Below are 21,347 nucleotides of genomic sequence, written 5' to 3'. Positions count from 1 at the left end.
ATCACTTGAGTTATTCAACAGGTTTATTTAACTCAATAGATCTATTATTATCGAGATTCTTTTTTTCATCGTCACAGCAGCTTTCCTTTCTATTACCGCCAAACATCATTGGTATCATTGAAAGCATCATTAATGGGCATAAAAATGGTACTATTCTTCCGATAACACTACCAGCACTGGGGCTAAATTTTGTAATAAGTGGTAAAAATCCTATAATAACTATAGGCAGCCCGCAGCATAGAATCATATGTAACATATGTTTTAATGGACTGTGTTTGTGAATTCCTTGGCTTCCTCTGTTATCTTCATGGCAACTCATATTATTACCTCCGCATACTCTCTTTTTTTTCAAAAAATATTATCTTATATTTGAATTGTATATTTCTCATATGAAGAACATATGAAGAAATAAAAATATTTATCTTCATATGTCCTACATATTTTATTGATATTATTTGTTTGTAAAATTATTAAGCAAAACAAAAACTTAATGCTTAATATTATTTTATCCCCTCATTTTTTATTTTGTTTTATAATAAAGAGAAGCTTGTTTTACCCATCCAAGCTTCTTTTTATATTTTATCTTATGTAGACATTATTAATTAATCTACAAAAAAGAAGAACAAGCTAAAATTTTGCTCGTTCTTCGATAAATGTAGATTAATTTCCCATCATAGTATTGTGTATATTAACCATTTGCTGTCTATTCACTGAAGACATTCTTTTAGCCATGTACCCATAACCATTGTTTTGCATTATGTTTTTCATTTGATTATATTGATCATCAGTAAGGTTATTCATAAAATTACTCATAGCATTATAGTCTCTGTTTTCCATGGCATTTGCTGCTGCTTCAAAACCATTGCTTCTCATAATATCTATCATTTTATTGTATGAAACATTATTTAAATTACTCTGCTGCATCATTGTTCCTGTATAACCATAATTCTTTGAATTATAATTTTCTTTTGCATAAACCGCAGTTACTGCTCCAACAGTTAATAAAGCTGTAGCTATTATTACGCCTACTTTTTTCTTCATTAAAATCTCTCCTTTTTTAATTATTTGTTTCTATAAGCATATAGTAGCTTAAGATTATGGGGCAATTATGAAGAATTTATAAAATACTTAAATACATTAAATTCTTAAACTTATGCAACCGAATCTTTTATTGAGTTATTATCATTGCTAACTTCTAAATATACTTCTTCAATTCTTTTATTAATTTCATTAAAATCACTTATAAACTTTTGTGAATATTCTTGTTTCCACTTCTTAATAAATAATAATTTTAATATTTTCAAATGTTATCATCTCCTAGCAAATTCTATTTTAAGATTCTATAACATATTTGTGTAGAAATTATGTAGAATTCCTAATTTCACTTTTTTACAATATTTGTTAGTAATTATTTTAAACAAACATATCTTCATAAAATCAACACATTTATTTGCTATATTAATGTTGGAATAATAATTTTGACTTATTTTTTAAACTTATAATTACATTTTAAAAAACAAAATAAACTATAATTTTATTTGCTTATTGAATATTACTTAATTTGTTTAGTAAGTAAATATCGGAGGGAGAACCCATGAGTATTAAAAAAGAAAAAATTAAAGTCTATGAAATGACCTGCACGTCATGTGAAAATCGGGTAGAAAGAGCTGTAAAAAAATTAGATGGGGTAATTAACGCAAAGGCAAATTACAGCGGTCAATTTGCTGAAATTGAATATGATGATGAGTTATGTAATCACAGTAAGATTAAAGCCGCTATAAAAAATGCAGGCTATAGTACTCAAGCTTCAAATGATTATAAATTCATGGGAATATTTATAATGGTTGCTGCTGTGGTACTGCTAGGATTAAAAACAAGCGGCTTTGATATGGATGCTAAGCTTACAAATGCATCTTATGCTGTTCTTTTTGTAGTTGGACTACTTACATCATTGCACTGCGTTGGCATGTGCGGTGGAATTATGCTCTCCCAGAGTTTATCAAAAGAAAGTACAAATAAAATTGATGCAATTATACCTGCTGTATTATATAATTTGGGAAGAGTTGTTTCCTACACTATTCTTGGAGGAATAATAGGCGCACTAGGTTCAGTATTTTCACTTTCCATTACTGCAAAAGCTGCAATGCAGGTATTTGCTGGAGTTTTTATGATTATAATGGGCTTTAATATGGCAGGTTTCAGTGCCTTTAGAAAGTTTCATATTAAACTTCCACATGCTGCATGTAAAGTAAAAAATAAATCTGGCTCTCCTTTTATAGTCGGACTTTTAAATGGGCTTATGCCTTGTGGTCCACTTCAAACTATGCAGCTTTTTGCTCTAGGTACTGGAAGTGCTGTAAAAGGTGCTTTATCAATGTTTATGTTTTCTATAGGAACAGTGCCTCTTATGTTAACCTTTGGCGCATTATCAGGACTTCTTAGTAAGGGTTATACTAAGAAAATTTTAAAATTTAGCGGAGTTCTTATTATAGTTCTAGGTTTAATTATGGGTAATAGAGGTCTTACCTTAGCAGGAATAAATATTAATCCTATAACAGCACTTGCAAACAGCTCAAAAGGTTTCTTAGGTGGAAATTCATCTTCCTCTGGTACTTCTAATGCAAATGTTGCTAAGGCCACTATTAAAGATGGAGTTCAAACTATAAATATGGTTGCAAACAACAATGGTTATACACCTAATGCCTTTTATGTCCAAAAGAACATGCCTGTTAAGTGGATAATTGATGGACAGCAGCTTAATTCTTGTAATAATAATATTGTAATACAAGCTTTAAATAAACAGCAGAAATTAAAAAGTGGTGAAAATGTTATAGAATTTACCCCTGGTGATAAGGATATAAACTTCAGCTGCTGGATGGGTATGATAAGAGGTGTAATAAAAGTTGTTGACAAGCTTGATACCGTAGATACCTCAAAGGCTGATCCATCTTTACCTCCAGCTAGTACAGGTCCTAGCTGCTGTGCAGGTCCTGTAGCCGATAGTGGTTCTGCTTCAGGCTCTGGTGCTTCTAGCCAACCTAGTATTTATGGTAGTGATATTACAAAGGTTCCAACCTCAACCTTAGTAAATAAGGCAATAGCAGCTGATAAATATCAAAGTGCTACATTTAAAGGAAAAGGTTACGAGCTTCAGCCCTTAATTGTTGTAACAGGAAGTCTTTTAAATACAAAACTAACCTTTGATTTAAGTGCTTTTGATAATGCTGAAGGAAAATACCAGATTGTAGACGCAAATACAGGTGATGAAATTAGCTCCTTTACTGCAAAGAAAGGAATAAATGTTGTTGAATTTAGTCCTAAAAAAGCAGGAGGATATGCAATACTTAAAGATAATGGTGTACTTGGTATAATTGAAGTAGTTGATAATTTAAAGACTGCAGATGTGGAAACAATCAGAAATAAGTACTTAGGTCAATAATTTAAGTTAAAAGAAAAAACGCCCTAATTGTAGGACGTTTTTTCTTTAGTATTATAATTTTATAATCCTAACACTTGCTTAATTCCATTAGCAAGTCCATTTGCACACTTTGCTTGAAAATCAGGACTATTTAAAAGTTGTTCTTCAGTTGGATTACTAATAAATCCAAGTTCAGCAAGGACTGCTGGCATAGCTGTATTATTCAAAACATAATAGTTTGCAGTTTTAATTCCCCTATTACTTAAACCATTTTGTGCAACTAAATTACTCTGAATTATTTGAGCTAAGGATCCGTCGCTAGGTTTTTGAGTTGTATAATAGGTCTCAGTACCATAAGGCAAACTACTATCGTTAGAATTACTATGGATACTTATAAAAAAGTCTGCATTAGCTTTATTGGCTATATCACACCTCATTTGTAAATCATTAGTTACTGTTGTCCATGGAATATTGTCATCAACTCTTGTATAAACAACATTTATACCTTGAGCCTGAAGCAGCGGGCCTAATTTTAAAGCCACCGCCAAATTTACATCCTTTTCTTTGATCCCTGTTGGCCCTATAGCACCGGGATCTTGTCCTCCATGTCCAGCATCGATTACAACAGTTTTATTTTTTAATGTCTTAAGCTGTTGTTCTATACTAGAACTTATTGCACCAGTACCACCTAAAATTTTAAAGCTTGCACTTTCGCTTATATTTGGTGTAATAAAGCTTATAGAAGGAGCTAAGTTAGTCTTGTCCAATAAAAATACTGGAGAAGCAGTTAGGGCAGCAGCTGCTGATCCAGATAATCCGTCTGGAAAATCCTGTGCTGAAGCAACAAATACTTTACTTAGATCCAAAGCTGGCAAAAATTCATTGATAACTGCCAAATTTGTTTGAATTCTATTTAAGCCTGCCAATCTCTTTGTATTCGAAAACTGATTTAATACTGTATCACTAATTGCTCCACTTCCACCTATTACATATACCACATCTCGACTAGTTGAATTTATAAATTGTTTAATTTCATCGTCTATTGTACTCTTGCTAGACAATAAGATAGGCATACTAGAAAGTGCAGCTGGTGCTGCTACTGAAACTGCATCTGGAAAGTCATCCCCAGAGGCTAAAGCTACCTTAGTACTGGTACCAAGCTCTTTGGCAATTAATAAAGATGTTTTATATCTATTTATTCCGCCTAATCTGATGACATTTATGCCAAGAGCCTTTATAGAATTCTCCACATTTTGCGATACAGCTCCGGTTCCACCTATTATGTATACGTTCTTCACCAAAAGTCTGGTAAATTCGCTCTTAATATCAGCAGTTAAAGTGTCACCCTGAGTCAATAGTATGGGTGCATTATACTTTTTAGCTAGTGGTGTAGCACATAGAGCATCAGGATAATCCTTACCAGAAGCTAGTATAGCATAATCAGAGTTTGTCCAATTGTTTCTTGAAACCTCTAGGGCAGTTGCATACCTATCAGCTCCCCCAAATCTTGTCGTATCAATTGCATATGCCTTATTACTATTAAATATTGTTAATAGTAATATTACTGCAGCAAACACGACAATATTTAACATTTTCTTCATCTAGTTACGTCCTCCTTGGCTTTTTTAGCATTAATCACTACTATTAGTTATTATACAACAAATTTATTAATATTTTATGAAAAAATACACATTTTTTTAATGTTAAAATATTACAAGATTTTCTTTTCATAAAAAAAGGGCTTTGATAAACATAATTATCAAAGCTCTCCTAAAAATTATAATACTTCTATTCCTGCTACTTCATATCCTGCATCATCTATAGCAAACTTTATATCTTCATCCTTTACATCTGAAGAAGCTTCAAGTATCGCAGTTTTAGAAGCTAAATTTACATCTACACTAGTTACTCCCTTAAGCTCGCTTAAAGCTTCCTTAACGTGATTAACGCAGTGTCCACAGCTCATTCCTTCAACTAATATTTTCTTTTTCATTATAATTTCCTCCTTTTAGTCGGAACACAGGGTATTCCGCTGATAAACTTTTGTCAGCAGAAGTGAGTAGTTTAAATCTACTCACTTCTGCTGATATTATATATAAATATTTAAATATTTATCTAACTGGTTTAAAGCCTTTAAGCCTTAATGCATTTAATAAAACTGATACAGAGCTGAAACTCATAGCTGCTGCGGCAATAATAGGATTTAATAGTGGTCCTCCAAATAGGTACAGTACACCCATGGCAACTGGAATACCCAATGTATTATAGCCAAAGGCCCAGAATAAATTTTGCTTAATATTGGTAATGGTTATTTTACTTAATTGTATTGCAGTTGGAACATCCATTAAATCACTTCTCATAAGAACTATATCAGCAGATTCCATAGCAACGTCTGTTCCAGATCCTATTGCAATACCAATATCAGCCTGTGCAAGTGCTGGGGCATCATTAATACCATCTCCCACCATTGCCACCTTCTTGTTTTCTGCTTGAAGCTTTTTAACTTCATTAGCTTTATCCTGAGGAAGTACTTCAGCTAAGATTCTATCTATTCCAACTTGTTTTGCTATAGCTTCTGCAGTTCTTTTGTTATCTCCTGTGATCATGGCAACTTCTATACCCATTTCATGAAGCTTTTCTATTGCTTTCTTGCTGTTTTCTTTAACAGTATCTGCAACAGCTACAATACCTGCCATTTTGCTGTCTATAGCAATATACATTGGGGTTTTACCTTCTCCTGCTAACTTATCAGAGGTTACTTCTAAATCCTCTAAAGATATATTGCTTTGAGTCATAAGCTTTCTATTTCCAAGTAAAATACTTTTACCATCTATTTTAACTTCTATTCCATATCCAGGTAAAGCTTTAAAGAAATCAAGTTTTTTAAACTCTAAGCCTTTTTCTTCTGCGCCTTTTACAATGGCCTCTCCTAGTGGATGTTCAGATCCTTTTTCTGCTGAGGCAGCTAGCTGTAATAAATCATTTTCACTTATGCCATTTGCAGTTACAACATCTGTAACTATTGGCTTACCCTCAGTAATGGTACCTGTCTTATCAAATACTATGGTTTTTATCTTATGAGCTGTTTCTAATGCAACACCACTCTTAATCAAGACTCCATATTCTGCACCCTTACCTGTACCAACCATAATTGCTGTAGGTGTAGCAAGTCCTAATGCGCAAGGACAAGCAATTACAAGAACTGATATAAATATAGTTAGAGCAAATACACCTGTTTCACCAGACATGTACCATGCGATAGCTGAAATTGCAGCTATTGACATAACAACTGGAACAAAATAGCCTGAAATTACATCAGCCATTTTTGCAATTGGAGCCTTTGAGCCTTGAGCGTCTTCCACTAATTTAATTATTTGGGCAAGAGCTGTATCCTTACCAACCTTAGTTGCTTTATACTTAATGTTACCATTTTTATTTATACTAGCACCGATTATTTTATCACCAATATTTTTTTCTACTGGTATACTCTCACCTGTAAGCATAGATTCGTCAACAGAAGTAATGCCTTCTACTACTTCACCATCTACAGGCATCTTTTCACCGGGCTTAACAACGATTATATCTCCTGCTTCGACTTCATCAATAGAAATTTCTGTTTCTTTACCGTCTCTTATTATTATTGCAGTTTTAGGTGCAAGCCCCATAAGCTTTTTAATAGCTTCTGAGGTTTTACCTTTTGTTACTGATTCTAAATATTTACCTAAAGTTATAAGAGTTATAATTACTCCAGCTGATTCAAAATATAAGTCATAGGCGTAGTCAATGTTTCCTTGAAAAATTTGCACAATAGCAAATATTCCATATAAAAATGCTGCTGATGTCCCCATTGCAATTAGTGAATCCATATTAGGGCTTCTTCTAAATAATGACTTAAAACCAACTCTAAAGAATCTGTTACCTGCAATCATAACCGGTATTACTAAGGCTAATTGAACTAATGCAAAGGTTCTTGGATTTATCATAGGATCAATAAATTGTGGAAGGCTATATCCAAGCTTTTCTCCAATCATATGTCCCATGGAAATAGTAAGAAGAGGTATAGTGAATACTAATGAAATTATAAACTTCTTCCAAAGTAGTTTTATTTCCTTTTCCTTCTTTTCTTTATCTTCATCCACAGAAACTTCTTCTTCTAATGCTTTATAGCCTGCCTTTTCTATTGCTTTTTTTATATCAGACATTCTAACTTTAGAAGGTTCATAGCTAATACTTAATTTTTCTGTTGCAAAGTTTACATTAGATTCTATAACTCCATCAAGCTTTTTTGTTACTCTTTCTATTGTTTTGGCACAAGCTGCGCAGGTCATACCTTCTATATTTAAGGTTTTGTTATTTGCTTCAACAACAGCCTTGTACCCGGCTTTTTCAACAGCTGCTTGAATATCTGGAATAGATACTACAGCCTCATCAAAATTTATATTTAACTTTTCTGTGGCAAAGTTAACATTTGCCTCTGTTACTCCTTGGAGCTTTTTAGATGCTCTCTCTACAGCTTTTGCACAAGCTGCACAGGTCATTCCTTCTATTTTTAATGACTTAGTTGCCATTTAGATCCCTCCTGTATTTCTTCTAAGCGCGTGAAGATTATTAATCTTCACGTCTCCTGAATTCCTAATTCTGCACAAAACAATTATTAATTGTTTTGCCTCCTGTATTCCAAAGCTCTTATTTATCAATAATCTTAGATAAAAGTCCAATAATTTCTTCAACCTTTTCATCACCATTGTCATTTTTAAATGCATCTTTCACACAATGATGCATATGCTGCTTTAAAATAAGCATATTTGCTTTTTTCAAAAGAGCTTGAGCTGCAATAATTTGATTAGATATATCAACACAGTATCTACCATCTTCTAGCATCTTTATTATTCCTTCAATTTGACCTTTTGAAGTCTTAAGTGATTGTAATGCCTTTTTTTGCTCCTCGTTCATACCCTGCCTCCAATACCCCCTCCCTAGGTGGGGGTGTTTTATGTTTATACTATAATACTTTATTTTATAAATTTCAAGGGGGTTTCTAAAAAAATTTATACTCCCCCTCAGAGGAGTGGGGTAATATTAATATTTATTGCTTTATTTTAAATGTTTTTACTATTTGAGCTGGATTTTCACCCATATCATCCTTACCAGCAGGCTTGAATGACCATCCAGATTCTTGTAGTTTATTAATATCTAACCCTGCTTTTATTAACGGTTCTGCTTTTAGTACAAATATCATATCTGCATCGTTAATTCCTAATTTTTCTGTCCACTCTACTTCATTACCATCACCGAGAATTAATCTATAATGCTGCTGTGTTTTATGATATTTTACTAGGCTTGGATCTTGCTTTAAAATTCTTCTCATAGCATCCTCTGAACCATTAGAACTTACCTTTTTATCACTTACGTTATAAGGTTTAATTAATCTATTTGGTAATTCTTGTCCATTTTCATCCTTTGCTGCTGGCTCATATAACCAATCATTTTTATCAAGCTTATTTATATCAAGTCCTGCTTTTACTAATGGATCTGCAAGCATTACCATGGCAAAGTCTGCCTTGTTAGCAGAGGTGTCCTTTGTCCATTCAAATTTTTCTCCATTTGAAAGCTTAAATCCCCAGTGCTGAAGTGCTTGATGGAAGCCTTTATTTGCTGGATAGGCCTTTACAATTGCATTAAAGGCATTAAGCCCATTATCTGTTTCTTTGTTTCCTGTTACTGTTCTACTGCAGCCTGCAAAGGATAGAACTAAAATTGAAGAAACAAGTAAAGAAACGATTTTCTTAGTCTTATTCATATAATTACAACTCCTTTATGTATTTGATATTCTACAAATACATAATAATCAAATTATATGAAGACTATATGAAGAAATAACCACTTAAAATATATTTATTTCATCATAATTATTCAAAGTACAAAGATTTATTTACCCTGTATAAAATAATTATTTATTTTTAGTAAAGTAAATCTTAAAGGTAGTTCCTTTCCCTTCCTCGCTCTCTACGTCTATTTTAGCAGAATGAAGCTGCAGAATATTTTTAACTATTGTTAACCCTATACCGCTTCCTTCAATTTCATGCCTGCTTTTATCTCCCCTATACAGTCTTTCAAAAATGAAAGCTAAATCTTCTTTCTTTATTCCAATACCGTTATCTTTTACTTCCACGATGACCTCTTCATCATCGCCATAAAGGTTTATCCATACTTCCCCATTACTTTTGGTGAATTTAAGGGCATTGGATATAAGATTTATAAACACTTGCTTAAGTTTATCTTTATCACCTGTTATTAAATAGTCTTTTTTAGGCTGAACATTATAGTTAAGTATAATATTTTTATTTTTTGCTGCCATATTAAAATCCAAGTAAATAGCTTGAATTAATTCATCTAATGGAATAACTTCAAAATTTAACTTTATGCTTTCTGATTCGAACTCCTTTAAAGCATTCAAATTATTAAGTAGCCTTCCAAATCTTATCACTTCTTCATTTAGGTAATTTAATCTTTCTGTAGTAATTGGAAAAAGTCCATCTATCATTGCTTCTAAGTTGTTTTGCAGAACATTTAAGGGTGTTCTTATTTCATGTGATATATCAGATACTAATCGCTTTCTAAGCATATCTTGATATTTCAGTTTCTCGGCTAAAATATTAATACTGTTTCTTAGACTTTCTATTTCCTTAATGTTACTTTCTGCACTTGATTTTGCATTGAAATTTCCTTCCGATAGGCTCTCAGACATAATAGCAACTTCCTTTATTGGATTAGAAAACTGTCTTGAGAAATAAAGACTTATAATAACAATAATAAGAAGGGTTATAATGCCACTTACAATAATGCTGTTATTAATAGAGTTTTTAAAATTTAAATCATCTTCTGATAATAATACTGGTGAGTATTGACCAATATCAACATATCCAACTATTTTATTACTCACTTTAATTTCAAATCTTTTAGAGTTATAAACTCCATTATTTTTTACTGGCATTGTATTTAAATTTAGTTTATTTTTAATATCATTTGGGTTCATGCCCCATATAGACTTCTCATTCTTATCAAGTAGAGTTAAACAATAATTACCCATATAAGCCTCATGCATTAACTCTATGCCTGAGTTTTCAGTCCACTTTCCATCTTTCTTATATAGTTCTTGAAAATAAGATACAATACTCTCATATCTGTTATTTTGTGTATCCACCATATACTGATTGAATTTATTGTTTATAGTAATGTTAACAAATAACGTAATTAGTAAAATTGCCGCAATTGAACAGGTAACTAATAAAAGGCTTAATTTTTTTCTAATTGTCTGCACTAATCTTCACCACCAAACTTGTAACCCACTTTCATAACTGTTATAACGTATTTTGGATTTTTTGTATCTTGTTCTATCTTTTTACGTATATTTTTAATGTGTACATCGATTGTTCTATCATAGCCATCAAAGTCAACACCAAATATTTTATTTATTAATTGTTCTCGTGATAATACTTTCCCTTTATTTATTATTAAAGTATATAATATATCAAATTCATTTGGGGTAAGTAAAACTTCCTCTTCATTAACTTTTACAATTCTTTTATCATAATCTATGGTTAATCTTCCATCATTGAAAATAAAGCTTATATTTTCGTGAGCTTCAGATAATCTTCTAAATAATGCATTAACCCTAGCCGTTAACTCCCTTGGACTAAATGGTTTAACCAAATATTCATCAGCCCCAATATTTAACCCCTCTATTTTTTCATTTAACGTTCCCTTTGCAGTAAGCATAAAAATATAGACATCAGAAGTCTCTCTAATAATTTTGCATATTTTTTCTCCGCTTATATCAGGCAGCATTAAATCGAGAATTATTAGTTTAAAATCCAACTTTTTAAACAGTTCAATTCCTGCTAATCCTTTTGTAGTGCAGTACACCTTATAGCCTTCCTTTTCTAAATATGCTTTTAAAACCTCAGATACCTTTTCTTCATCCTCTATTATTAAAATGTTATACATAATAACACACCTCGTATTTTGATCTTAATAAAAATATCTTTTAATATATTAATTTAATGTATCCTTATACTCATTATAACAATTTCTTTTAAAGATAATATGAAGATTAATTATAATTAAGTTTTAATTTTTACAGTAATAAAAAGAAGTCTGGCCCGATATTCCAAACTTCTAATAAAAATAAAATTTACTTTTCTATTGCATCTCGGATTTTTCTATATTCTTCTTCATCAATTTCACCCTTAGCATATCTTTGTTTCAATATTTCAATAGCATTATTGTTAATATAATTTTTTGCATTATCTCTTCTGCCTAAAGTTATTTTATATACCACTATGGCGATTATTATTATTAAAACCAAAGCCATTAGGCAGAAAAAACCTACCCAAGGCATCATATTATATCCATAACCATATCCATATACATTTCTATATCCCATCATAACTATTTTCACCCTTTTTATTTCTCAGAATTTGCATCTAGTGAATGTTTTTCTGGCTCATGCATTCCAATTTTATGTCCATTTTCTATTCCTATATTGCCGCCGTTTTGAAAATATACTTGTCTAAGCTCTGGATTAGATTTAGGCCTTGTCTTTCTTAAGCCTTTATTATTATTCATAGTCTTCCTCCTTTTATTCGGAACACTGGGTAGCCTAACTTGTGGATTGCCATCCACAGTCTACCCGTCAAAGTCCATTTAGGACTTTGACCTCCTTTTTTAAATATTTCTTCAATATTAATTTAACCATTGGAGAAATATATATTATAGGAAAATTAAGTAGTAATTTTTATTTTTTTCATTTATTATTAATAAGTAGATTAAGATATAAAAATTTTTTAAAAAACTGATGCGATACTCGTGATAAAACTTAGGTGGTGATTTTTTGAAAATTAATCCTGTAATAACCTTAAAAAGAGCGTTATACATTGTCTGTGCTAGTCTTTTTTCTTCAATTGCAATAAACATGTTTATAGTGCCTCATAAGCTTTTAAGCGGAGGAGTTTCAGGTATTGCACTTATAACTCAATATTTATTCAATATTCCTGCAGGTCTTTTAATTATTTTACTCAACATACCACTTCTTATATTAAGTTTAAAAGAACTTGATAAAGAATTTACTATATTGACTCTAACAGGAACTATCTGTCAGTCATTATTTTTAATTCTTACAAGAAATATTTCCATGGTATATCATACCAACGATATTTTATTAAGCAGTATTTGCGGCGGGGTTATAAATGGAATTGCATTTGGAATTGTATTTAGTAATCATGGTTCCTTAGGTGGCACTGATATAATTTCCATGATACTAAGAAGAAGATATAATCTTGAAATTGGAAATGTATCCTTTGGTATAAATCTTTTGATAGTATCTATTGGTTCAATGTTCTTCGGAGTTGAGAAGGGACTTTATACCTTAATATCCATGTACATTGCATCTTCAGTACTGGATAAAGTTATTAAAGGCCTAGATAGAAAGAAAATGCTTCTTATTGTTACTGATAAGGAAAAAGAAATAATTGATAAGATACATCAGGATCTACACAGAAGTTCAACTCTTCTATATGGACTAGGAACCTATACAAAGGCTGAAAAGAAGTTAGTTTATAGTGTTGTATCACTATCTCAGGTGCCTAAAGCAAAGCAAATTGTAGAAAATGCTGATCCCTATGCCTTTATGTCAATTCTCGATACCTCAGAAATACAGGGTAAAGGCTTTAAAAAATCAATTTAAATTTAAAAAGCAGTGTGGAATCAAGAAAACATCTCCATACTGCTTTTTTAATATGTTTTAAAACTTTACTACATTTTGTGGGTTGCCTTCTAGCCACTTTTCTATATTGCCTAGGGTAATATGTGCTCTTCTTACCATAGCTTCCTTTGTTGCAAACCCTATATGCGGTGTTACTGTGCAGTTAGGTGCATTAAGCAAGGCATCATCAATTGAAAGTGGTGGTTCAATGTCAAACACATCAATTCCAGCTCCTGCAATTCTTCCTTCTTTTAGTGCCTCTGCTAATGCATGATTATCTATAATAGGACCCCTTGCAGTATTAATTATAATAGCTTCCTTTTTCATAAGTGCAAGCTTTTCAGCATTTATAAGTCCCTTAGTAGCTTCATTTAATGGAGTATGCAAAGATACTATGTCACTTTCTTTAAGCAACTCTTCTAAGGATACATACTTAACCCCTTTTGCTCTTAAGTTATCTTTTTCGCTTCTGTTATAGGCTAGCACGTTGCAGCCAAAGGCAATAGCTATTTCAGCTACCTTACTACCTATTGCACCTGTACCTATTAAGCCTATAGTTTTCCCATCTAAATCCCTTTGGCTAAATCCATCCTTAGTTTTCCCTTCTCTTGCAGCCTTATCAAGAGGAACTATGTTTCTTAGAACTGATAATATTAATCCATAGGTTAATTCTGCTACTGAAGAGGTGCTGTAGCCTGCTGCATTACAAACCATTAAGTTCTTATCTCTGCAGACCTTAAGATCAACGTGATCTACTCCAGTAAATGCAATAGATATCATTTTAAGCTTTTCTGCTGACGAAATTACTTCACCTTTTAAAGGCATATTCGCAAGTACTAATACTTCAGCATCCTTTGCCCTTTCCTTTAAAACTTCCACATTTAAGTTTTTATCTTTATGTATTACAAGCTCATGTCCTTTGGACCTTATTGGTTTTGCAATATTTCTAAGTTCTTCTTCAGAAACTCCTAGTGGCTCAAGAATAACTATTTTCATATACGTCAACTCCTCATTTAATGATTATGTACATTTATATAATATCCTTTTAATTTATATATTTCAATGCAGGGAATTTATTATAATAAATAAGGCCTACCATCTATATAAGATGATAGACCTTATTTATTAACTACTTTTTTTATAAATTCTTTTCGTAAGCTTCAACCATTTTCTTAACCATTTGTCCGCCTACTGAACCAGCTTCTCTTGAAGTAAGATCTCCATTGTAGCCTTCCTTTAAATTAGTTCCTACTTCTCTTGCAGCTTCCATCTTAAATTTGTTTAATCCATCTTTTGCCTGTGGTACTAATTTTCCGTTTGCCATGAAAATTTCCTCCTTTTATTTATGTAATAATTGTTGGTTGTAATATTAATATTGCCTGAAACACAATTATTACACTATAAAATTACTGGAACTAGTACCACATCTAACCACATCCTCATCTTATTTTTATTTTATATTAAATGAGAATAACTAAGTTAAGCAAATTTTCCCTATTAATTACCTTCTTCGAGCTTTTTGATAAATTTCATTATAATTTTTTGAAAAATTATAAAATTTTAATCTAAATTAAAGGTTATTATAAAAAGATTGTTAATTTTTATATAAATTAATTTAATGAAAATTATATTGTTAAATAATTAATTATAAATACAGTCCTTCATATTTAATATAAATAAATAATGAAAAAAAATCATCATGTATTTAATCTATTTATTGATATAGGGTAATTTTTTTAGTAGAACAAAAATGAAAATCCCTATCAAAAGATAGGGATTTATATATAAGTCTTCAGTATATTACCAGCCACTTCCTACTGCATTATGAACGAAAGCTGCAATTCTATTTACTGGTATATCTATAATTGAACCTAGTCCTCTATTTCCTGTGCAATCTATTCTGTTAGTTCCTCTAGAAGTTCCTCTGTCAGTTCTTCTATCAGATTCACGATCTCTAAAACGTCTTTCATCACAGCAATTTCCAAGTGCACAGCCAGGAGCTGGTCCTATTTGAGTTATTAATCTTACAAATCCGTTATTAACTGATGCTAAAACTCCTGTAAACCCTTCTCCGGATTCTCCTCCGCTAGTAGTAAAAATGGTTACTGTTTGTCCAATGTGTCTTGCTAAATCTCCAACTACACTAAAGCCATCTGGCATCTTAAGTTTCCTCCTTTCTTATTAAAAAGATTTATTAGGACCTTTGTCCTAATACATAGTATGTTTAACGTGTAATTTTGCTACTATATGAAAAATTATTTTTATACTATATTATGAATAAAAGCTGCTATTTTGTTAATAGGAATGTTAGCTGCAGAGCCAAGGGAAGCCTCATCTCCCTCCTCATCAGAAAAACCATCTTCAAAGGTTATTTGTGGAGCAGACTGCATTTTTATCAAAAGTTTTATTTGATCTGTACTTACTTGGAGCAGCACCCCAGTAAATCCATGTCCAGATATGCCGCCGCTTGTAGTAAAAATAGTTATTGTTTGACCAATAAATTTTATAAGGCTCTCCCTGAAGCATTCATTATCAAGGTTATAATATTTCTTTTTCCTATTTATATTCACTATTACTATGTTCCTTCTAAACAAGTGCTCGTTCCCCTTATAATTACTCATAATTTTATTGTATGCTTTGATTTTATGAAGGTTCATATATAAATTAGATAAGACACCAGCAGCAGCTGATGTCTATATTTTTATTATTTAAACGCTACCATCCGCTTCCTACAGCATTGTGAACGAAAGCTGCGATTCTATCTACTGGAATATCAACTACTGCTCCTAAAGTTCTTCCTGTGCAATCTATTCTGCGTTCAGTACCTCTATTTTCTCTATTTGTTACTCTGCGCTCTACGTTACCAGTTCCACCTAAAAAGTTAATTTGGTTCTCTAAATTTCTGTCATTATTCTCTTCCTCAGTACATCCTCTATTAACATTTTCTGTATTCTCTCTTCTTACATCACAGCAATTTCCTAATGCACAGCCTGGTGCTGATCCTATCTGAGAAATAAGTCTTACAAAACGGCAATTTACTGAAATCAAAACCCCTGTAAATCCTTCTCCAGATTCTCCTCCGCTTGTAGTAAATATTGTTACTGTTTGTCCAATATGCCTAGCTAAATTAGCTTCAAAACCGCTTAAACTTGCCATCCTATGTGTCCTCCTTTCTTGTTATGATGATTTAATCTGACCCTATGATCCTCATATATAATATGACACTTAAAGAAAAATGTTCCTCGGTTTATTTATTATTTCTAGCACCCTTATTAATGTTGTTTTTTTTCAGAATAAATAATATAATGATAGTAGGCTGTTATATTTAAAAAAAATAGCTGTATTAGTTGTAATTATAAAAAAATTATTTCAAATGGGGAGGTATTATCTTGAATTCGTTAATTTTTTCACTAATTTTAGTTCCTTTAGCGTTTTCCTTCTTGTTTTTACTAAGTGAAAATAAGAAACTCTATAAAATACTTTCATATGTATTACTTGCTTTTGGAGCCATTGCTTCCATAACCATTGCAATACATGGGCCAATTCAACTTCAAATAACAGGCTCAGCTTTTAGTTTCTTAGAAGGAATCATAACTGTCTTAGAGATTTTGATTTTAGCATTCATATTTTGGGTATCTAAGAAACATAATCGCAAAGTCGTATTTGCACTAACAATCCTTCAAACAATTATATTTATTTATTCAACATTTTTTATGGATAAGCATCATGAAGCACTTATAAATGTGGATAGTTTCTCAATAATAATGCTTCTTCTAATTAACATTATTGGTACATTAATTCTAGTATTTGCAAACGGATACATTACTGAATATGAACATCACAGACATATGAAAAGCAAGCAAAGGTTATTTTATTTTGTAATAAGCATCTTTCTTGCTGCAATGAATGGATTAGTTATTAGTGATGCTTTAGGCTGGGTTTACTTCTTCTGGGAAATAACTACATTAGCTTCATTTATTTTAATTTCCTATAATGGAGATGAAGAAGCCTATAACAGCGGCTTTAGGGCATTATTACTAAATATTATCGGTGGTCTCTGTTTCTCAATAGGAATTATATTATTCCAAAATCAATTAGGTATTTCAACTTTATCTGGAATAGCTGAGAAAGGTCAGCTTTCTGGTATTTATATAATTCCTGTTTTCTTATTATGTATTGCAGGATTTGCAAAATCAGCTCAGATGCCATTTCAAAGCTGGCTTCTTGGTGCTATGGTTGCACCTACCCCTGTTTCTGCACTGCTTCACTCAAGTACAATGGTTAAAGCAGGAGTATATTTAATAATTAAATTAGCTCCTTCCTATGCAGGCACTAAGCTTGGTACTGCAATTGCATTATATGGAGGAATATCCTTTCTGTTATGTTCAGCTATAGCAGTTACACAAAGAAATGCAAAAAGAATACTTGCTTATTCTACTATAGCAAACCTAGGACTTATAATCTGCAGTGCTGGTATGGGCAGCAGTTTAGCTATTGCAGCAGCAATTATTTTAACAGTGTTCCACGCTGTTTCAAAAGCTCTATTATTCCTATGTACAGGACAAATTGAGCATACTATCGGAAGCAGAGATGTAGAAGATATGACTGGTCTCGTTTCAAAAGCGCCAGTACTTGCTATTATTACCGCTTTTGGACTTGTTTCAATGATATTACCTCCTTTTGGAGTACTAGTAACAAAGCTAATTTCCATCGAAGCTACTGCTCAAAATCCATTTTTAGTAATTCTAATTATACTTGGCAGTGCCTTAACAACTCTTTACTATATTAAATGGATGGGAACTTTGCTTGCTTCTCCAATTGACTCCCTTGAAAAGAAAAGTGGTGCGAATATGAATATATATATTCCACTTTGGATACTAAGCATTTTAGTTTTAATATCAAGTATTTTTGTAGCACCACTATATAATAATTTGGTTTCACCAGAACTTAAAGTCTTACTGCCAAATGCATCAGAGGCTTTAACAGTTAAAAATGCAAATATAATAGCTCAGACAGGAAGCTTCAATAATAATATTGTATTTATTGTTATAGCAGTAGTAATTATACTGGCCCTCTTAGTACACAGAACCTTAATTGTAAATACAAGAAAAACAGATATATACATGTGTGGTGAAAATGCTAAAGAAGATGCAGCTATGTTTAGAGCTCCAGATGGATCTTATGAAAAGGCAGTGTTCGGAAACTACTATCTAACAAAAATTTTCGATGAAAAGCTTATAACTAAACTTGGAACTGTAGTTTCAATTGCACTGATGTTAATTGTAATATTGGGAGGTCTGTCATAATGAGTACTACAGAAATAATTGTAAGAATACTTTTAGTTTTAATAGCAGCACCGGTAATTGGCTGTTTCTTTGCTGGAGTTGATAGAAAGCTTTCAGCTAAGCTTCAGGGAAGAATAGGGCCAAAGCTTCGTCAGCCCTGGTATGATTTTAGAAAGCTTATGTCTAAGGAAAACTTAGTAGTTAACAAATATCAAAACCTTTATATACTGTTTTATTTAATCTTTATAATAGTAAGCCTTATAATGTTATTCTTAGAAATGGACTTACTTATGATTATCTTTGTTTATACCATAGCAAATGTTGCACTTATTTTAGCAGCTATGAGCACTGGTTCTCCTTACAGTAGAATTGGTGCTGCTAGAGAGGCAATTTCTATGCTGGCTTATGAGCCAATATTAGTATTTTATATAGTTGGTATGTATATGCTTACCGGTTCTTTTAAAATTTCTCAGTTAAATGGTGCAAATGCTCCACTTATACTCTATTTACCACTTGTATTTATATCAATGCTATTTATAATGAGTATAAAGTTTAAAAAATCTCCTTTTGACTTTTCAAGTTCTCATCATGCGCATCAGGAATTAGTCAAAGGAATGTTTACAGATTTTTCTGGGCCAACAATGGGTATAATAGAATTTGCACACTGGTATGAATATGTATTTCTTTCAGGACTTATGTTTATATTTTGGAAGCAAAATTTTATAATGGGAACAATATTATCATTATTTACTTTTTTCTTTGTAATCATAATAGATAACATAACAGCAAGACTTTCCTGGGAATGGATGCTTAAAGTTACTTGGACAATAATTGTTGGACTCTCAATTGTAAATATACTATTCTTATACCTAAATAATGTGAAATTAATTTAAAGAAAGTGAGGTTTTAATTATGGCAGGTGTTATGTCAAAGTCACCTTGGATAGTTCATATGAACTGCAACAGCTGTAATGGCTGTGATATAGAACTACTTGCTTGTCTTACTCCATTATATGATGCTGAAAGACTTGGAGTCTTAAATATTGGAACCCCAAAGCAAGCTGATATTATGGTTATTACTGGTTCAGTTAACAGTAAAAGTATAGATGTAGTTTTAAATACCTATAATCAAATGCCTGAACCTAAGGCAGTTGTCGCTGTAGGGGCTTGTGCCACATCAGGAGGTATCTTCCATGACTGTTACAATGTTTTGGGAGGTGCTGATAAAATCATACCTGTAGATGTATATGTGCCTGGCTGTTGTCCAAAGCCGGAAACAATAATGGAAGGAATAGCTCAGGCAGCTGGAATACTCGATAAAAAAAGAGAAGAAATGAAGAGGTCAAAGTCCTAAATGGACTTTAACGGGTAATAATGAGCGGAGCGAATGGTATATTACCCAGTGTTCCGACTAAAAGGAGGAAATTTATGCTTGAGAATCTAGTTGTTATAGACAAAGAAGATATTAGAGAAGCCGTTAACAACAAAAAGCTTTACGGAAATAGATTTGTTGCTATGACCTGTGAAAAAGAAGGAGAATTTTACGAGCTTACCTATCACTTTGACAATAATTATGAGTTAAGTAATATAAGAATTTTAATGAAGCCTGAGGATGTTATTAAAAGTGTATCATCAATATATCCTTCGGCACTCTTAATAGAAAATGAATACAAAGACCTTTATGGCTTTGAATTCGAGGGACTCTTAATTGATTACAAAGGACATTTACTACTTGCAGAAAAATCACCAAAAGCACCAATGTTAGATAAAAATGCTCAATAGAAAGGGGTACATTTATGGCAAAGACAGTTATTCCATTCGGACCTCAACATCCAGTATTACCGGAACCAATTCAGTTAAAGTTAGTTATGGAAGACGAAAAGGTAGTTGAAGCACTTCCTGCTATAGGCTATGTTCATAGAGGCCTTGAAAAAATGGCAGAATTAAAGGACTTCAATCAATCAGTTTATATAGTTGAAAGAGTTTGCGGTATTTGCAGCTTTATGCATTCTATGGCTTATGTTAGAGGTATAGAAGACATCATGAACATACAGATTCCTGAAAGAGCAGAATTTTTAAGAGTAATTTGGGCTGAAATAGGAAGACTTCAAAGCCATTTCCTATGGCTAGGTCTTTTAGCAGATGCCTTTGGTTTTGAAAGCTTATTTATGGAAACCTGGAAATACAGAGAGAAAATTCTTGACTTAATGGAAATGACAACTGGTAACAGAGTAATAATTTCTGCAAACAAGGTTGGAGGAACAACAAAAGATATTACTTCAGACCAGGCAAAAATAATATTAGATACTGTTGATACTTTAGAACAACAGATGAAAGATGTAGAAAAAGTATTTTTTGATAATTACACCGTTAAACAAAGACTTGTAGATGTTGGAATTCTTACAAATCAGGATGCTGCAGAATATGCTGTAGTTGGACCTATGATGAGAGCCAGCGGCATTAAATACGACTTAAGAGCAACAGGCTACAGTGCTTATAAGCACCTTGACTTTGAGCCTATAGTTGAAAATGCTGGAGACAGCTATGCACGTTGTGTAGTTAGAGTTAAAGAAATATATCAATCCTTTGATTTAATAAGACAGGCAATTAGCAAATTGCCTTCTGGTGATATTGTAGTACCTGTTAAGGGCTTTCCAAAGGGAGAGGCTATATCTCGAATAGAGCAGCCAAGAGGAGAAGCAATTTATTATATAAAGGCAAACGGCACAAAGAACCTAGAGAGGTTAAAAATAAGGACTCCCACCTTTGCTAATATACCGTCATTACTTAAAATGCTTCCTGGGAGCAAGCTTCAAGATGTGCCTATTCTAGTTTTAACTATTGACCCATGCATTAGCTGTACAGAACGATAAAGCGATAAA

The 21,347-nt window shown here is 32.2% G+C and carries 24 protein-coding genes; 7 read left to right on the top strand and 17 right to left on the bottom strand.

The genetic code is table 11. From position 1 onward, the window contains the following. Positions 1 to 10: 10 nt before the first annotated feature. The 3 genes from ACJDUH_RS01090 to ACJDUH_RS01080 form a co-directional block, all read right to left on the bottom strand. Positions 11 to 319 (bottom strand): hypothetical protein, encoded by a 309-nt coding sequence (locus tag ACJDUH_RS01090; RefSeq protein WP_406763306.1) that lies wholly within the window; start codon positions 317 to 319, stop codon positions 11 to 13. Positions 320 to 660: 341 nt separating this feature from the next. Continuing rightward, the gene (locus tag ACJDUH_RS01085; protein ID WP_406763305.1) at positions 661 to 1,041 is read right to left on the bottom strand and encodes a hypothetical protein; all 381 of its coding nucleotides are present in this window, start codon (positions 1,039 to 1,041) and stop codon (positions 661 to 663) included. 110 nt (positions 1,042 to 1,151) lie between these two features. Further along, positions 1,152 to 1,304, bottom strand: coding sequence for a hypothetical protein (locus ACJDUH_RS01080; protein WP_406763304.1), 153 nt, complete (start codon positions 1,302 to 1,304; stop codon positions 1,152 to 1,154). Between the two features lie 290 nt (positions 1,305 to 1,594). On the opposite strand from ACJDUH_RS01080, the gene ACJDUH_RS01075 reads away from it, so the two are divergent. Beyond that, positions 1,595 to 3,439 carry an urease accessory protein UreH domain-containing protein gene (locus ACJDUH_RS01075; protein WP_406763303.1) on the top strand — a complete coding sequence of 615 codons (1,845 nt, stop codon included), beginning with the start codon at positions 1,595 to 1,597 and terminating at the stop codon, positions 3,437 to 3,439. A 59-nt stretch (positions 3,440 to 3,498) separates the two neighbouring features. On the opposite strand, the gene ACJDUH_RS01070 is transcribed toward ACJDUH_RS01075, so the two are convergent. The 9 genes from ACJDUH_RS01070 to ACJDUH_RS01030 form a co-directional block, all read right to left on the bottom strand. Continuing rightward, positions 3,499 to 5,019, bottom strand: a complete 1,521-nt coding sequence (locus tag ACJDUH_RS01070; protein WP_406763302.1) for an N-acetylmuramoyl-L-alanine amidase — start codon at positions 5,017 to 5,019, stop codon at positions 3,499 to 3,501. 176 nt (positions 5,020 to 5,195) lie between these two features. After that, positions 5,196 to 5,411: a heavy-metal-associated domain-containing protein gene (locus ACJDUH_RS01065; RefSeq protein ID WP_406763301.1), complete on the bottom strand. Its 216-nt coding sequence runs from the start codon at positions 5,409 to 5,411 to the stop codon at positions 5,196 to 5,198. Between the two features lie 118 nt (positions 5,412 to 5,529). Further along, entirely contained in the window at positions 5,530 to 7,986 is a 2,457-nt protein-coding gene (locus ACJDUH_RS01060; protein ID WP_406763300.1) for a heavy metal translocating P-type ATPase, read from the bottom strand. A gap of 118 nt (positions 7,987 to 8,104) precedes the next feature. Further along, on the bottom strand, positions 8,105 to 8,371 hold the full coding sequence (locus tag ACJDUH_RS01055; protein WP_406763299.1) for a metal-sensing transcriptional repressor: 267 nt from the start codon (positions 8,369 to 8,371) through the stop codon (positions 8,105 to 8,107). Between the two features lie 133 nt (positions 8,372 to 8,504). After that, positions 8,505 to 9,218, bottom strand: a complete 714-nt coding sequence (locus ACJDUH_RS01050; RefSeq protein ID WP_406763298.1) for a hypothetical protein — start codon at positions 9,216 to 9,218, stop codon at positions 8,505 to 8,507. A 150-nt stretch (positions 9,219 to 9,368) separates the two neighbouring features. Then, positions 9,369 to 10,739: a sensor histidine kinase gene (locus ACJDUH_RS01045; RefSeq protein WP_406763297.1), complete on the bottom strand. Its 1,371-nt coding sequence runs from the start codon at positions 10,737 to 10,739 to the stop codon at positions 9,369 to 9,371. Further along, the gene (locus ACJDUH_RS01040) at positions 10,739 to 11,425 is read right to left on the bottom strand and encodes a response regulator transcription factor (protein ID WP_406763296.1); all 687 of its coding nucleotides are present in this window, start codon (positions 11,423 to 11,425) and stop codon (positions 10,739 to 10,741) included. Before ACJDUH_RS01040 ends, ACJDUH_RS01045 begins: the two co-directional genes overlap by 1 nt. 187 nt (positions 11,426 to 11,612) lie before the next feature. Then, complete coding sequence (locus tag ACJDUH_RS01035) at positions 11,613 to 11,867, bottom strand: SHOCT domain-containing protein (RefSeq protein WP_406763295.1); 255 nt, start codon at positions 11,865 to 11,867, stop codon at positions 11,613 to 11,615. 17 nt (positions 11,868 to 11,884) lie between these two features. Continuing rightward, on the bottom strand, positions 11,885 to 12,046 hold the full coding sequence (locus ACJDUH_RS01030; protein ID WP_406763294.1) for a hypothetical protein: 162 nt from the start codon (positions 12,044 to 12,046) through the stop codon (positions 11,885 to 11,887). Between the two features lie 265 nt (positions 12,047 to 12,311). On the opposite strand from ACJDUH_RS01030, the gene ACJDUH_RS01025 reads away from it, so the two are divergent. Further along, positions 12,312 to 13,163: a YitT family protein gene (locus tag ACJDUH_RS01025; RefSeq protein WP_406763293.1), complete on the top strand. Its 852-nt coding sequence runs from the start codon at positions 12,312 to 12,314 to the stop codon at positions 13,161 to 13,163. A 57-nt stretch (positions 13,164 to 13,220) separates the two neighbouring features. On the opposite strand, the gene ACJDUH_RS01020 is transcribed toward ACJDUH_RS01025, so the two are convergent. The 5 genes from ACJDUH_RS01020 to ACJDUH_RS01000 all read right to left on the bottom strand — a co-directional run bounded on the left by ACJDUH_RS01020 (position 13,221) and on the right by ACJDUH_RS01000 (position 16,337). Next, a complete protein-coding gene (locus tag ACJDUH_RS01020) occupies positions 13,221 to 14,177 on the bottom strand; it encodes a 2-hydroxyacid dehydrogenase (RefSeq protein ID WP_406763292.1) in 957 nt (318 codons plus the stop codon). A 142-nt stretch (positions 14,178 to 14,319) separates the two neighbouring features. Beyond that, positions 14,320 to 14,505 carry an alpha/beta-type small acid-soluble spore protein gene (locus tag ACJDUH_RS01015; RefSeq protein WP_406763291.1) on the bottom strand — a complete coding sequence of 62 codons (186 nt, stop codon included), beginning with the start codon at positions 14,503 to 14,505 and terminating at the stop codon, positions 14,320 to 14,322. A 476-nt stretch (positions 14,506 to 14,981) separates the two neighbouring features. After that, the gene (locus ACJDUH_RS01010) at positions 14,982 to 15,341 is read right to left on the bottom strand and encodes an LSm family protein (protein WP_406763290.1); all 360 of its coding nucleotides are present in this window, start codon (positions 15,339 to 15,341) and stop codon (positions 14,982 to 14,984) included. 101 nt (positions 15,342 to 15,442) lie between these two features. Beyond that, positions 15,443 to 15,745, bottom strand: a complete 303-nt coding sequence (locus ACJDUH_RS01005; protein ID WP_406764986.1) for a hypothetical protein — start codon at positions 15,743 to 15,745, stop codon at positions 15,443 to 15,445. Between the two features lie 151 nt (positions 15,746 to 15,896). After that, the gene (locus ACJDUH_RS01000) at positions 15,897 to 16,337 is read right to left on the bottom strand and encodes a hypothetical protein (RefSeq protein ID WP_406763289.1); all 441 of its coding nucleotides are present in this window, start codon (positions 16,335 to 16,337) and stop codon (positions 15,897 to 15,899) included. Between the two features lie 233 nt (positions 16,338 to 16,570). Between ACJDUH_RS01000 and ACJDUH_RS00995 the strand changes: the two genes are divergently transcribed. From ACJDUH_RS00995 to ACJDUH_RS00975, 5 genes are all read left to right on the top strand, one after another. Beyond that, on the top strand, positions 16,571 to 18,487 hold the full coding sequence (locus tag ACJDUH_RS00995; protein ID WP_406763288.1) for an NADH-quinone oxidoreductase subunit 5 family protein: 1,917 nt from the start codon (positions 16,571 to 16,573) through the stop codon (positions 18,485 to 18,487). Continuing rightward, the gene (locus tag ACJDUH_RS00990; protein WP_406763287.1) at positions 18,487 to 19,359 is read left to right on the top strand and encodes a respiratory chain complex I subunit 1 family protein; all 873 of its coding nucleotides are present in this window, start codon (positions 18,487 to 18,489) and stop codon (positions 19,357 to 19,359) included. Before ACJDUH_RS00995 ends, ACJDUH_RS00990 begins: the two co-directional genes overlap by 1 nt. Positions 19,360 to 19,378: 19 nt before the next feature. Further along, positions 19,379 to 19,819 (top strand): NADH-quinone oxidoreductase subunit B family protein, encoded by a 441-nt coding sequence (locus tag ACJDUH_RS00985; protein ID WP_406763286.1) that lies wholly within the window; start codon positions 19,379 to 19,381, stop codon positions 19,817 to 19,819. Between the two features lie 74 nt (positions 19,820 to 19,893). Next, positions 19,894 to 20,247: an NADH-quinone oxidoreductase subunit C gene (locus tag ACJDUH_RS00980; protein WP_406763285.1), complete on the top strand. Its 354-nt coding sequence runs from the start codon at positions 19,894 to 19,896 to the stop codon at positions 20,245 to 20,247. 14 nt (positions 20,248 to 20,261) lie between these two features. Next, complete coding sequence (locus ACJDUH_RS00975) at positions 20,262 to 21,338, top strand: hydrogenase large subunit (RefSeq protein WP_406763284.1); 1,077 nt, start codon at positions 20,262 to 20,264, stop codon at positions 21,336 to 21,338. Positions 21,339 to 21,347 lie beyond the last annotated feature (9 nt).

The organism is Candidatus Clostridium radicumherbarum, assembly GCF_045310525.1.
Classification (GTDB): Bacteria; Bacillota; Clostridia; order Clostridiales; family Clostridiaceae; genus Clostridium_AT; species Clostridium_AT radicumherbarum.
This window is presented reverse-complemented; position numbering and strand designations above follow the sequence as displayed.

Bases quoted from the DNA above. Each gene is read 5' to 3' on its own strand.
- ACJDUH_RS01090 (WP_406763306.1), bottom strand. From the start codon at position 319: ATGAGTTGCCATGAAGATAACAGAGGAAGCCAAGGAATTCACAAACAC.
- ACJDUH_RS01085 (WP_406763305.1), bottom strand. From the start codon at position 1,041: ATGAAGAAAAAAGTAGGCGTAATAATAGCTACAGCTTTATTAACTGTT.
- ACJDUH_RS01075 (WP_406763303.1), top strand. From the start codon at position 1,595: ATGAGTATTAAAAAAGAAAAAATTAAAGTCTATGAAATGACCTGCACG.
- ACJDUH_RS01070 (WP_406763302.1), bottom strand. From the start codon at position 5,019: ATGAAGAAAATGTTAAATATTGTCGTGTTTGCTGCAGTAATATTACTA.
- ACJDUH_RS01065 (WP_406763301.1), bottom strand. From the start codon at position 5,411: ATGAAAAAGAAAATATTAGTTGAAGGAATGAGCTGTGGACACTGCGTT.
- ACJDUH_RS01060 (WP_406763300.1), bottom strand. From the start codon at position 7,986: ATGGCAACTAAGTCATTAAAAATAGAAGGAATGACCTGTGCAGCTTGT.
- ACJDUH_RS01055 (WP_406763299.1), bottom strand. From the start codon at position 8,371: ATGAACGAGGAGCAAAAAAAGGCATTACAATCACTTAAGACTTCAAAA.
- ACJDUH_RS01050 (WP_406763298.1), bottom strand. From the start codon at position 9,218: ATGAATAAGACTAAGAAAATCGTTTCTTTACTTGTTTCTTCAATTTTA.
- ACJDUH_RS01040 (WP_406763296.1), bottom strand. From the start codon at position 11,425: ATGTATAACATTTTAATAATAGAGGATGAAGAAAAGGTATCTGAGGTT.
- ACJDUH_RS01035 (WP_406763295.1), bottom strand. From the start codon at position 11,867: ATGATGGGATATAGAAATGTATATGGATATGGTTATGGATATAATATG.
- ACJDUH_RS01030 (WP_406763294.1), bottom strand. From the start codon at position 12,046: ATGAATAATAATAAAGGCTTAAGAAAGACAAGGCCTAAATCTAATCCA.
- ACJDUH_RS01020 (WP_406763292.1), bottom strand. From the start codon at position 14,177: ATGAAAATAGTTATTCTTGAGCCACTAGGAGTTTCTGAAGAAGAACTT.
- ACJDUH_RS01015 (WP_406763291.1), bottom strand. From the start codon at position 14,505: ATGGCAAACGGAAAATTAGTACCACAGGCAAAAGATGGATTAAACAAA.
- ACJDUH_RS01010 (WP_406763290.1), bottom strand. From the start codon at position 15,341: ATGCCAGATGGCTTTAGTGTAGTTGGAGATTTAGCAAGACACATTGGA.
- ACJDUH_RS01000 (WP_406763289.1), bottom strand. From the start codon at position 16,337: ATGGCAAGTTTAAGCGGTTTTGAAGCTAATTTAGCTAGGCATATTGGA.
- ACJDUH_RS00990 (WP_406763287.1), top strand. From the start codon at position 18,487: ATGAGTACTACAGAAATAATTGTAAGAATACTTTTAGTTTTAATAGCA.
- ACJDUH_RS00985 (WP_406763286.1), top strand. From the start codon at position 19,379: ATGGCAGGTGTTATGTCAAAGTCACCTTGGATAGTTCATATGAACTGC.
- ACJDUH_RS00980 (WP_406763285.1), top strand. From the start codon at position 19,894: ATGCTTGAGAATCTAGTTGTTATAGACAAAGAAGATATTAGAGAAGCC.
- ACJDUH_RS00975 (WP_406763284.1), top strand. From the start codon at position 20,262: ATGGCAAAGACAGTTATTCCATTCGGACCTCAACATCCAGTATTACCG.